The organism is Vibrio sp. 1-2 (7-a), from assembly GCF_013048515.1.
In the GTDB taxonomy this organism is placed as follows: Bacteria; Pseudomonadota; Gammaproteobacteria; order Enterobacterales; family Vibrionaceae; genus Vibrio; species Vibrio diabolicus.
Map to the genome: position 1 here is coordinate 1,009,910 of NZ_VHSQ01000001.1, position 12,324 is coordinate 1,022,233.

Here is a 12,324-nt window from a genome sequence, read left to right on the forward strand (position 1 = left end):
TCAATGACGCATTTGTGCTCGAGCTTTTTGCTTTGAAGAAGCACTGCGATGGTTTCACTAGCGATGAATTAATAAAAACAACACTTGCAGTATGTAGCATGAACAAGTACCGTTGCCCGGTTTTTCTAAATACACCCCAATTGCTAAGGTAAAGGTTTTGATCTCCACAGCGAATATTACTCAACAATTCGGCGCTAAGCCGCTATTCGAAAACATTTCAGTTAAGTTCGGCGAAGGTAATCGCTACGGCTTAATTGGAGCTAACGGTTGTGGTAAATCAACCTTTATGAAGATCCTCAGCGGCGAGCTTGAGCAAACCAGCGGTAACGTGAGTTACGATCCAAACGAGCGCGTTGCAAAACTAAACCAGGACCAGTTCGCTTACGAAGAATTTACGGTAATCGATACCGTTATCATGGGTCATAAAGAGCTATGGGAAGTGAAGAAAGAGCGTGACCGTATCTACTCACTTGCTGAAATGAGTGAAGAAGACGGCATGAAAGTGGCTGACCTAGAAGTTCAGTTTGCGGAAATGGACGGCTATATGGCAGAAGCAAAAGCGGGCGAGCTCCTTCTTGCGGTGGGTATTCCAATGGAGCAGCACTTCGGCCTAATGAGCGAAGTGGCGCCGGGCTGGAAACTTCGTGTGCTTCTAGCGCAAGTTCTATTCGCAGACCCAGACGTTATGCTGCTTGACGAACCTACCAACAACTTGGACATGGATACGATCCGTTGGTTGGAAGACACGCTAAATGCGCGTAACTGCACCATGATCATCATCTCGCACGACCGCCACTTCCTAAACTCAGTATGTACGCACATGGCTGACTTGGATTACGGTGAACTGCGCATTTACCCAGGTAACTATGATGAGTACATGACAGCAGCTTCTCAAGCTCGTGAACGTCTATTAAACGACAATGCGAAGAAGAAAGCACAAATTGCAGAGCTACAAACGTTCGTTGCACGTTTCTCAGCAAACGCATCGAAAGCAAAACAAGCGACATCTCGTGCTAAGCAAATCGACAAGATCAAACTGGATGAAGTTAAAGCGTCTAGCCGTCAAAACCCATTCATTCGTTTCGAACAGTCGAAAGAGCTGTTCCGTAACGCTCTGATTGTTGAAAACCTAAGCCAAGGATTCGAAGAGGACTTGTTCTCAGACTTCAATGCAATTTTTGAAGTGGGTGAGCGCGTTGCGATCATCGGTGAGAACGGTGTGGGTAAAACAACACTTCTAAACACGCTTGCTGGTGTGCTTGAACCGCGTGCGGGTGAGTACAAATGGTCTGAAAACTCAAACATCGGTTACTACGCGCAAGACCACGCGCATGACTTTGCAGAAGACATGAACCTAACGGATTGGATGGGTCAATGGCGTCAAGAAGGTGATGACGAGCAAGTCGTTCGTGGTTTCCTTGGTCGTATGCTGTTTGGTCAAGACGACATTAAAAAGTCAGTAAAAGTACTGTCTGGTGGTGAGCAAGGTCGTATGCTGCTTGGTAAGCTGATGATGCACAAGCCAAACATGCTGCTAATGGACGAACCTACCAACCACATGGATATGGAATCGATTGAATCTTTGAACACCGCGCTTGAGCAATACAAAGGCACGTTGTTCTTCGTATCTCACGACCGTGTATTCGTAGACTCGCTAGCAACGCGTATTATCGAAATCCGCGATGGCAAGATCACGGACTTCAAAGGCACGTACTCTGAGTTCCTAAAATCTCGTGGCGTTGACGCGTAATTACTCGCAAAGCGTTTAAAAAGCAAAAGCCTCGCTATTTAGCGAGGCTTTTTATATTGGTCTTAATCCTTAAACTGACCGGTTATATACGCATATATGCCGACGACACCAAATGTAATGATCATTGAGAGCATGATGCCACTGGGCGTGAGCAAAAAATTCCACAGTTGGTCATTGTCCATAGTTCACATCCTTTGTGAATGAGCTGTAGTTAGCATCAATTAAAGCAAGCGTTGTATTGCTACAACACATGTTGCTATTTCTGACTTATATCGTTTAATTAAGCCTTCATAACGTGATGATTTACTTATCCCAATTGTTATAAGTTTACACGAATCGACGGTTTTGTATTATTTTCTCGTTAACGAGATGCACTTTCGCCTTTCACATCAAACTCAATCTTGTCGGCTCCGGTAAATACTTGGAAGCGTAAACCTTTTGCTCGCGCAATCGTCGTAATGCCAAATTGTTTCGCAAGATCTAACCCCATTTGAGTAACGCCAGAGCGAGAAAGCAGAACAGGAATGCCCATTTGGGCCACTTTAATCACCATCTCTGAAGTAAGGCGACCAGTTGTGTAGAAAATTTTATCTTCACCTGTTTCTTCTTTGAGCCACATCTCACCTGCAAGCGTATCCACTGCGTTGTGACGGCCGACATCTTCCACAAATGACAATACCTCATTGCCTTTGCAAACCGCACAGCCATGCACCGCGCCCGCTTTTTTGTAGGTGTCGTTGTAATGAGTCAACGCTTCTAGTGCGGAGTAGATTTCTGATTGCTTAAGCAGAACTTGAGGCACTTGGTAGTTCTCAAGTTGTTTCATCACATTGCCATACATGGTGCCTTGACCACAGCCAGATGTGACGGTTTTCTTTTTCAGAGCGCCTTCTAAATGTTCGGTATTTTCTTTAGTAATCACTGCTGCGGAATGCGTTTCCCAGTCAATAATGACGGATTCAATCGCTGCTGGATCGGACAGGAAGCTTTGGTTTTTCAAATAACCTAGTACTAACGCTTCTGGACGCGAACCTAGCGTCATGAGCGTGACTACTTCTTTCCAGTTCAGCATGACCGTAAGAGGGCGCTCGCACGCAATTTGCTTCGTGAGCTTTTCGCCGTACTCGTCGTACACATCGACTTCGATGGTTTGCAGGGGATTTTCACTGGTTTTAATAATATTTGGTTTCAGCACAGTCGTGTCCTAGTGATTAAGAGCGTTAGGTTGCTACGCATTTAGCTTGCTAAGTGGTTAGCAAAGCAAATCTCGTTCCAAAATAGCGGTTCCCACAAAAATTGCGAGGTTTTATGTCAACAATGCATTAAAACTGCGAGTTCGCAGTAATGACACATCAGTACATTTGAGTTTCGGCTAGTTTGGTACTTATAGCCAGAGGACATGAATAGGCTAAGATTTATCAGTGTGGCTCGTTTATTGCTTATAAGTCAATAAAATGGTCGAAAGTAAGGTCAAAGTGTCCTGATTGCTTTCAGACCAAAATAGAAAAACTGGGTGAGTTATGTCGGATAAGAAAGATTTCGAGAACAATTACTACGAGAAGACCGAAGACGCATGGCCAATTGGCGTAGAGCTTGTTGAGCATGAGATCAGTACAGGGATTTGGGTAACAACCCAATGGCAGTTGACGGGATTTGCGCTAAATCCGACGGAAGAGACTCCCGATGTTTGTCTGTTGCAATTACACAAAGACGAGCGTACAGACTACCGCTTTAACTTAAGCTCTCAGCAACCTAAACTTTTTTTAGTGATGGATAACGTCGAGTCTGGTGAAAAACCAGCGATACAGCTACTAACGGCTTCACAATCTGTCGCGGCGCAATATATGGATGGCGACAACCTTGTACTATCCAACGATATGCCGTTAGCCGTTCAGGCTTGGATGGAAGCCTTTATTGGTCGCCACGGTGAGTTGTTAGAAGTAAGACGTAAGAAACGCAAAGGAGCGGGCAGAGCAAATGGCAACTAGTTTTTTAAGCCGTTGGTCGAAACGTAAATTAGAAGAACCTTCCCAACATGATGAAGAGATAACGCCGATAGCAGAGACGGAGCAATCCGAAGATAGTGTCACAGCGCTTTCAAACGCTGACGAAAGCTCAGACGCTTTGAACGTCAATGAGGTTAGTCAGGCTCCAGACATTACCGCGAGTGTAGAGGCTGAAAAGCCCGAAGAAATGTCTGTGGCGCAACTGCTGGTTTCTGAAGCTTCAGAAAGCGTTAAGAAAGCCGCGCTGCGCAAAATGTTCTTGTCCGAAGAATTTAACGTGCGTGATGGCCTAGACGATTACGATGATGATTACAGTAACTTAAAGTCACTTTCTAAAGACGTCGCAGAGACGCTGCGTGATTGGGTTAAAGAAAAAGTGGAAGAAGAACCAGACGTTGAAACGGCGCAAGGATCTGAACTTAACGCTGACGATATCGCATCTGAGGTGGTTGAAGACTTAGAACCAAACGCCGAAAAAAGTGCCGGAATTACCCAAGATGAAAATGAACTGTATATAAATACAGCACCTGGTGAAAGTGATACTTTTGCTGAGGAATCACCGCCTCACGAGGTGAGACAAAATATACCACACAAAGAATAGGTACATTTTGACTAAATACTCAATGAACCGGCTGGGACAAAATGTCTCAACCGGTTTTTTTATCCCTACTATTTGTCGGTAAAATGTCTAACTGATTGAATTTTAATTGATATTTTATTGGCATGAAATTTGCTTTTTGTTGCTCAATACCAATCTGGTTGAAGTTAGTACGGACGCACTGCGTAGTATTCATCGCCTATAGATGGCGGAATAAGAATGCTCATTGATAAGTTAATCAGCAGAATCTCCGGCGCTAACTACACTAAGAGATGGAAAAGACTATCCATGTTCATAAATGGAATTGAGCAATGCTGAAACAATTATTAGAACAAGCAACTTCCAATAACGGTAAAGCGAGGCTGTACGCTTTCGAAAATACCGTAGAGTTGACCAATCTTATTCCACCAACCGTAAGCTATGAAAGCGGCGGTAATACTTTGATTGTGGGTCCAACGGCAATCATCGAAAGTGCGGCAGCGCAATTGTCGCAAATGAACAGCCTAACACTGCTTTCTACCGATGGCGAAAAGGGAACAAATCCCGAGCTTTACTACGCCAATTCGGTTCAGGTTTCAGGGTTCTTAGGTACGTTTGAAGTTCTCATTGAAAATCACGGTTCGACCAACAATCTTGCCAAGGTCGCGATCAATAGCGATTGTTTCGATATCGTACTCGATCTTTGCCTAAACAGCTGCATGTCGGAAGAAGTACCAGTACCGGGCTACTACCCAGTTGGTCGTGGCTATCCGAAACTGGCTGAGGCGTTGGAAGAAATTCCAACCTTGATGGGGACATTCGATAAACCGAAATTCTTCCGTTTAGATACCGATCTATGTGCACACAGCTCTCGTGGCGTAAAAGGTTGCGAACGTTGTGTGGATGCTTGTCCGGCAGGTGCACTATCGAGTGAAGGCAGCGACAAAACGGGCCATCGCATCGAGATCAACCCATACCTATGTCAAGGCGTGGGTACTTGTGCTACAGCGTGTCCGACAGAAGCTATTCATTACGCATTGCCAAACCCCGAAGATACGCAAAAGTTTATTGAACGTACGCTAGCCAACTATGAGCAAGCGGGTGGTTTAGATCCTATCGTATTGATTTGTAGTTCTCGCCACGAGAGCTACAACGTGATGGCACTAAAAGCACTGCCAGATAACGTGATTCCAATTGTGGTGGAAGAACTGCCTTCGGTTGGTATTGATACTTGGTTCGCCGCGCTTGTGAACGGTGCCACTCAGGTGCTGTTTGCGGCTTCGCGTTTTATGCCTCAAACCATTATTCGTGTACTTAATAGCGAAGTAGGTATTGCTCAAGAACTGCTCGACCAACTTGGTATCGCCAAAGAAACCATCGACATTCTATATCTAGAATCACTACGTGAAGGTGCTCCGACACTTTGTACCGAGTCTTTTGATTTGGCATTAGGTGATTTGCAAGGTAACAAACGTCAGCGTCTATTTACGGCGTTGGATGCGTTGTCAGCATCGCGTATTCCAGTTGAGAACATTGTTGAACTGCCAGCGAATGCACCTTACGGCACGGTTTCTTGTGAAAGCAAAGATTGTACGTTGTGCATGAGCTGTGTGGCGGTGTGTCCAACACGTGCATTGCATACGGACGGCCAATCTCCGTCGCTTAAATTCGTCGAGCAAGACTGCATTCAATGTGGGCTGTGCGAGAAAGCGTGTCCAGAGAAAGTGCTGACGCTTACTCCTCGTATGAACTGGGTGAAAGAAGAACGCCAGAAAGCGGTTGTGATTCATGAAGAAAAGGCAGCCGAGTGCATTCGCTGTCACAAGCCTTTTGCTCCGCAATCGATGATCGACATGCTGCAAAACAAGCTTCTTGGTCATTCTCATTTCTCTGATGAAGCTGCCATTAATCGCATCGCCATGTGTGAAGACTGTCGTGTGATCGACATGTTTGAATCGATGGCTGCAGATCCAATGAATCAATTGAAATACTAGGAGCTCGCAGTGGATACACAACAAGAACAAACACTGAGAACAGACATTTATCTCGTTCTATCCGCACTTTTTCGTAGTGCGCCAAGTGATGAAATGCTGGCGTTCTTGAAATCGCTAGAAATTGAACCGTCTGAGAGCGCGATGCAAAAAGCTTGGCTCGCACTGCAACAAGCCGCGAACGAAGCGCAGCGAGAAGCGTTAGAAGAAGAATATCAAGATCTGTTTATTGGCATTGGACGTGGTGAAGTTGTGCCATTCGGGTCTTGGCATCGTATGGGCTCGATGATGGAAAAACCGTTAGCGGAAATTCGTCGCGATTTGGAACTTTTAGGCATCGAACGAGAAGAGAACGTGAAAGAGCCTGAAGACCATATTTCTGCACTGTGCGAAGTGATGGCAATGCTGACGGGTGAAGAGGAAGAACTTCAACAAGCGGTGTTTAACAAACACATCGCCCCTTGGTTCCAATCTTTTACGCGCCAACTAGAGAACGCAGAAAGCGTGAACTTCTACAAGCCAGCTGCGCAGCTTTGCGATGCATTTTTAACGTTAGAGCAAGTGCGCTTTAGCGTGAACACCAAAAGCAGTAAGAGCAAATTAAAAATTGATGTGAAAAACGTCACTGATTACGAGTAATCGAGCAGTACTTGGTCATATCGATAGAGAGGCATGAGTCTCCAAAGATCTACCGTAAGGTAAGGAAGCAATGATGAAAGATAATAAAGAAATAAACACAAGCCGTAGGGATCTCCTAAAAGGCTTCACAACCGCTGCCGTTGCTAGTGCTGTTGTTGCGGGAACCACGAAAGTGGCCGTTGCTTCAGAAACGGTTGAGCCTTCTGAGAAAGACGTGAAGAAGAAAGGGTATCGTGAAACTCAACACATTCGCGATTACTACGACACACTTTAGGAGATAACGGATGAAACTTGTCAAACGCTCCGACAGTGTGAGCAAAGAAACGAACCAGCTTGGCGTATCTCGTCGTGCATTCATGAAAAACACTTCGCTTGCCGCCGGTGGCGCAGTGGTTGGTGCTAGTCTATTTGCACCGGGAATGATGAAGAAAGCGCAAGCAAAATCAGTCGATCCAGAAGCGAAAACAGAAGTAAAACGTACTATCTGTTCTCACTGTTCAGTGGGTTGTGGTATTTACGCAGAAGTTCAAAATGGTGTTTGGACGGGTCAAGAGCCTGCATTCGACCACCCATTTAACGCCGGTGGTCACTGTGCAAAAGGCGCCGCACTGCGTGAACATGGCCACGGTGAGCGCCGTCTTAAATACCCAATGAAGCTTGAAAACGGTAAGTGGAAAAAGCTTTCTTGGGATCAAGCGATCGAAGAAATCGGTAACAAGGTGATGGACATCCGCAAAGAGTCTGGCCCTGATTCGGTTTACTTCTTGGGAAGCGCAAAGCACAGCAACGAACAAGCGTACTTGTTCCGCAAAATGGCATCACTTTGGGGCACTAACAACGTTGACCACCAAGCGCGTATTTGTCACTCAACAACCGTGGCGGGTGTAGCGAACACTTGGGGTTACGGTGCGATGACCAACTCTTTCAATGACATGCACAACTGTAAGTCGATGCTGTTCATTGGTTCAAACCCAGCTGAAGCACACCCAGTAGCGATGCAGCACATTCTGATCGCGAAAGAGAAGAACAACTGTAAGATCGTCGTAGCGGATCCTCGTCGTACACGTACGGCAGCAAAATCGGATCACTATGTATCACTTCGTCCTGGTTCTGACGTAGCATTCATTTGGGGTGTGTTGTGGCACATCTTCGAAAACCAATGGGAAGATAAAGAGTTCATCCGTCAACGTGTATTCGGTATGGATGAAATCCGTGCTGAAGTAGCGAAGTGGACGCCAGCAGAAGTTGAGCGTGTAACAGGCGTAAGCGAAGAAGACGTTTACCAAACAGCAAAACTGCTTTCTGAAAATCGCCCAGGCTGTATCGTTTGGTGTATGGGTGGTACTCAGCATACTACTGGTAACAACAACACACGTGCTTACTGTGTGCTTGAGCTAGCGCTTGGTAACATTGGTAAATCAGGCGGTGGCGCAAACATCTTCCGTGGTCACGATAACGTACAAGGCGCAACCGACCTTGGCGTACTTTCTGACACGCTACCGGGCTACTACGGCCTTTCTGAAGGCGCTTGGCGTCATTGGTCAAAAGTGTGGGAAATCGATTACGAATGGATCAAAGGTCGTTTCGATGACAACGCTTACGGTGGTCAAAAACCAATGCACAGTGCAGGTATCCCAGTATCTCGTTGGGTCGATGGCGTACTGGAAAACAAAGACAACATTCGTCAACGCGAAAACATCCGTGCAATGTTCTACTGGGGACACGCAGTGAACTCTCAAACACGTGGTGTTGAGATGAAAAAAGCGATGCAGAAGCTGGACATGATGGTGATTGTGGACCCATACCCAACTGTTGCTGCGGTAATGAACGACCGTACCGACGGCGTTTACCTGCTTCCTGCAACAACGCAGTTTGAAACATACGGCAGTGTTACCGCTTCTAACCGCTCTCTACAATGGCGTGATCAGGTGATTGAACCTTTGTTCGAATCAAAACCAGACCACGAAATCATGTACCTGCTTTCGAAGAAACTGGGTTATTCAGATCTTCTGTTCAAAAACATCCGTGTTGAAAACAACCAGCCGGTGATTGAAGACCTAACGCGTGAATTCAACAAAGGTATGTGGACGATTGGTTACACAGGCCAAAGCCCAGAGCGTTTGAAAGCGCACCAACAAAACTGGCATACGTTCCACAAAACCACGTTGGAAGCGGAAGGTGGCCCTGTCAACGGTGAAACCTACGGTCTACCTTGGCCATGTTGGGGTACACCGGAAATGAAACACCCAGGTACACACATTCTGTACGATACGTCTAAGACGGTTGCAGAAGGTGGCGGTAACTTCCGTACGCGCTTTGGTGTGGAATTCGAAGGCAAGAGCCTTCTTGCAGAAGACAGCTACTCGAAAGGCTGTGAAATCAAAGATGGTTACCCAGAGTTCACTGACAAGTTATTGAAACAACTTGGTTGGTGGGACGATCTAACTGCTGAAGAGAAAGCGGCAGCAGAGGGTAAAAACTGGAAGACTGACCTTTCTGGCGGTATTCAGCGTGTCGCGATCAAGCACGGTTGTATTCCATTTGGTAACGCGAAGGCGCGTGCGATTGTTTGGACGTTCCCAGACCGCGTACCGCTGCATCGTGAACCACTATACACACCACGTCGTGACCTTGTAACGGACTACCCAACTTGGGACGACAAAGATGCGATCTTCCGTGTTCCTACGTTGTATAAATCCATTCAAGAGCAAGACAAATCTGGCGAGTACCCAATCGTTCTGACTTCTGGTCGTCTGGTTGAATACGAAGGTGGCGGTGAAGAGACGCGTTCAAACCCTTGGCTTGCCGAGCTTCAACAAGAAATGTTTGTTGAAGTGAACCCGAAAGACGCGAACGATCTTGGCTTTAGAGATGGTGATGATGTTTGGGTTGAAGGTGCAGAGAAGGGAAGAATCAAGGTGAAAGCGATGGTAACACGCCGTGTGAAACCTGGCTTGGCGTTCATTCCGTTCCACTTTGGCGGTAAGTTCGAAGGTGAAGACCTACGTCCTAAATACCCAGAAGGTACACAGCCTTACGTTGTTGGCGAATCGGCCAACACGGCAACCACTTACGGTTACGACCCGGTTACCTTGATGCAGGAAACCAAAGTAACCCTATGTAACATTCGTAAAGCGTAAGGAGTCTGACAATGGCACGAATGAAATTTCTATGTGACACCAAGCGCTGTATCGAGTGTAACGGCTGTGTTACTGCATGTAAGAACGAAAACGACGATGCGCTTGAATGGGGCATTCAACGTCGCCGCGTGGTAACACTAAACGATGGTGAAGCCGGTGAAAACTCCATCTCTGTTGCTTGTATGCACTGTACCGATGCGCCTTGTATGGCAGTTTGTCCAGCAGACTGTTTCGAACATACCGAAGACGGCATCGTTCTTCACAATAAAGATCTGTGTATCGGTTGTGGTTACTGTTTGTTTGCTTGTCCGTTTGGCGCACCTCAGTTCCCTAAACAAGAAGCGTTTGGCGAACGTGGCAAAATGGATAAATGTACTTTCTGCGCGGGCGGCCCAGAAACAGAGCCAGGCTCTGAGGAAGAACGTCAAAAATACGGTGCGAACCGTATCGCAGAAGGCAAGTTACCGATGTGTGCATCGCTTTGTTCAACCAAAGCGCTGCTGGCGGGTGACGCAGAGAAAGTCTCTGACATTTTCCGTCAACGTGTGGTAGAACGCGGCGCGAAAAACGCAGGTTGGACAGACGGAAACGATCTTTCTTACGATGCGACGAAAAGCTAAGTAAGGAGAGGCACATGTTAAACACGCTTAAACGTGCGTCTCTAGCAATGCTGTCAATGATGACGGCATTGCTGCTGACTTTCGCAATGCCTGCTTCAGCAGAGGAACAATCTTCTAAAGTTATTCAACAGGAGATCACGCAACTCGCCGGGGCAGACTATTGGCGCGAGGTCAGAGAGGGGCAAGAAGGCTACACCACGTCTCAATCGCCAGAACATGGCGTATTGATCAGTAAACCTGGTGAGACTTGGTACATTCTAAAAGAGAAATGGATGTCTCCTGCGGGTGCTGTCGCGATTTTCGGCAGTATTGCAATGGTAATCATGGCTTACGTACTCGTTGGCCCTTTAATGCTTAGCAAGCCGCGTACTGGCAGAAAGATGAAACGTTGGTCTCGTTTAGACCGCGCGCTTCACTGGAGTATGGCGTTTACATTCTTAACGTTGGCATTCAGTGGTTTGATGCTGGTTTACGGTAAGCACTTCTTAAAACCGTACGTTCCTACTGAGTTCTGGGGCTTTATCGTCATGTTGGCGAAGCAGTACCACAATTACATGGGACCATTGTTCTTCATTTTGCTGATGCTCGTGCTCTTTAAATGGTGGCGCAAGTCGATTCCAAACATGACTGATGTTCGTTGGTTCATGAAAATGGGCGGTATGGTTGGTAAACACAAAGGCACACATCCGTCAGCTGGTTTCTCAAACGGTGGCGAGAAGGCAATCTATTGGTTATTGATCTTCTTTGGTGCTATCGCGGCAGTGAGTGGCTTAGTTCTAGATTTTCCTATCTTTGGCCAAACTCGCCGTGACATGGAGCTTTCTAACTTAGTTCACGCGATTTCGGCACTGATTCTAATCTGTGGCTTTATCTTCCACATCTATATTGGTCTATTCGGTATGGAAGGTGCGCTAGAAGGCATGGTGACAGGTGAAGTTGATGAAACATGGGCGAAAGAGCATCACGATCTTTGGTATGAAGAAGTGAAACCCAAAGAAGCGATGGGCGAAACAGATACGGCACAAACGGAAGCAAAAGGAGCGAAAGCGAATGAACAAACCTCATAACGGGATTTGGGTTGCGTACATCCTGAGCTGTCTGACTCCGTTTACGTTTCTGATCTCAGGCGTTATCGCAATTATCTATGCTGGTTACCGATTAGATAAGGGAGAAGACAGCGACGTAGTGATTTCTCATTACTACGGTTTAATTCGTACCTTCTTTCTCTACCTGACGTTTTTTGTTGTGTTGATCGTCACCGTCGCGACTTCTAATGGTGTACTCGTTGGCGTGAGTGATTATTGGTTGCATAGTACTTTGCTTGAAACCATCGCTTACTTTATTCCTTGGGTAGGGATGGTGTTTGCTGCATTAGCCATCTTGGTGTGGTTTATGCGAATGTTTCAAGGGATGCAGCAACTGCGCAATAACCAACCACACAGACCATCGACAGGTCCAAACCTTTAATCAGTATTCTTTAAGCAAAACCGCCGTAATAGGCGGTTTTTTTGTTGCTGTCATGTCTCAAATATGAAGCGCTGAGTCCCACAGGTGATACTTGATGCAACTTATTGAGTGAATTTACGTAACTGGGCAGAAAA

Annotated in this window: 11 protein-coding genes; 10 read left to right on the forward strand and 1 reads right to left on the reverse strand. The window is 46.4% G+C overall.

Annotated elements, in window-relative coordinates:
- Window positions 1–157: 157 nt before the first annotated feature.
- Window positions 158–1,750, forward strand: a complete 1,593-nt coding sequence (locus tag FKN08_RS04525; RefSeq protein ID WP_012841837.1) for an ABC-F family ATPase — start codon at window positions 158–160, stop codon at window positions 1,748–1,750.
- A gap of 361 nt (window positions 1,751–2,111) precedes the next feature.
- Here the strand turns inward: FKN08_RS04525 and FKN08_RS04530 are convergent, their stop codons facing one another.
- Window positions 2,112–2,945, reverse strand: coding sequence for a formate dehydrogenase accessory sulfurtransferase FdhD (locus FKN08_RS04530; protein WP_170891431.1), 834 nt, complete (start codon window positions 2,943–2,945; stop codon window positions 2,112–2,114).
- 325 nt (window positions 2,946–3,270) lie between these two features.
- Here FKN08_RS04530 and FKN08_RS04535 point away from each other — a divergent pair, with 325 nt between their 5' ends.
- The 9 genes from FKN08_RS04535 to FKN08_RS04575 all read left to right on the forward strand — a co-directional run bounded on the left by FKN08_RS04535 (window position 3,271) and on the right by FKN08_RS04575 (window position 12,190).
- Window positions 3,271–3,738: a DUF3305 domain-containing protein gene (locus FKN08_RS04535; protein WP_025499918.1), complete on the forward strand. Its 468-nt coding sequence runs from the start codon at window positions 3,271–3,273 to the stop codon at window positions 3,736–3,738.
- A complete protein-coding gene (locus FKN08_RS04540; protein WP_170891432.1) occupies window positions 3,728–4,357 on the forward strand; it encodes a DUF3306 domain-containing protein in 630 nt (209 codons plus the stop codon). The genes FKN08_RS04535 and FKN08_RS04540 overlap by 11 nt, the downstream gene beginning before the upstream one ends.
- A gap of 308 nt (window positions 4,358–4,665) precedes the next feature.
- The gene (locus FKN08_RS04545) at window positions 4,666–6,327 is read left to right on the forward strand and encodes a 4Fe-4S dicluster domain-containing protein (protein ID WP_170891433.1); all 1,662 of its coding nucleotides are present in this window, start codon (window positions 4,666–4,668) and stop codon (window positions 6,325–6,327) included.
- A gap of 9 nt (window positions 6,328–6,336) precedes the next feature.
- Window positions 6,337–6,963 (forward strand): molecular chaperone, encoded by a 627-nt coding sequence (locus FKN08_RS04550; protein ID WP_170891434.1) that lies wholly within the window; start codon window positions 6,337–6,339, stop codon window positions 6,961–6,963.
- 73 nt (window positions 6,964–7,036) lie between these two features.
- Complete coding sequence (locus FKN08_RS04555) at window positions 7,037–7,237, forward strand: twin-arginine translocation signal domain-containing protein (protein WP_170891435.1); 201 nt, start codon at window positions 7,037–7,039, stop codon at window positions 7,235–7,237.
- Window positions 7,238–7,247: 10 nt separating this feature from the next.
- Window positions 7,248–10,103, forward strand: coding sequence for a formate dehydrogenase subunit alpha (locus tag FKN08_RS04560; protein ID WP_053807412.1), 2,856 nt, complete (start codon window positions 7,248–7,250; stop codon window positions 10,101–10,103).
- 11 nt (window positions 10,104–10,114) lie between these two features.
- The gene (gene fdh3B / locus FKN08_RS04565; protein ID WP_005377536.1) at window positions 10,115–10,723 is read left to right on the forward strand and encodes a formate dehydrogenase FDH3 subunit beta; all 609 of its coding nucleotides are present in this window, start codon (window positions 10,115–10,117) and stop codon (window positions 10,721–10,723) included.
- Window positions 10,724–10,737: 14 nt separating this feature from the next.
- Window positions 10,738–11,790 (forward strand): formate dehydrogenase subunit gamma, encoded by a 1,053-nt coding sequence (locus FKN08_RS04570; protein ID WP_170891436.1) that lies wholly within the window; start codon window positions 10,738–10,740, stop codon window positions 11,788–11,790.
- The gene (locus FKN08_RS04575; protein WP_012841836.1) at window positions 11,774–12,190 is read left to right on the forward strand and encodes a membrane protein; all 417 of its coding nucleotides are present in this window, start codon (window positions 11,774–11,776) and stop codon (window positions 12,188–12,190) included. Before FKN08_RS04570 ends, FKN08_RS04575 begins: the two co-directional genes overlap by 17 nt.
- Window positions 12,191–12,324: the final 134 nt, after the last annotated feature.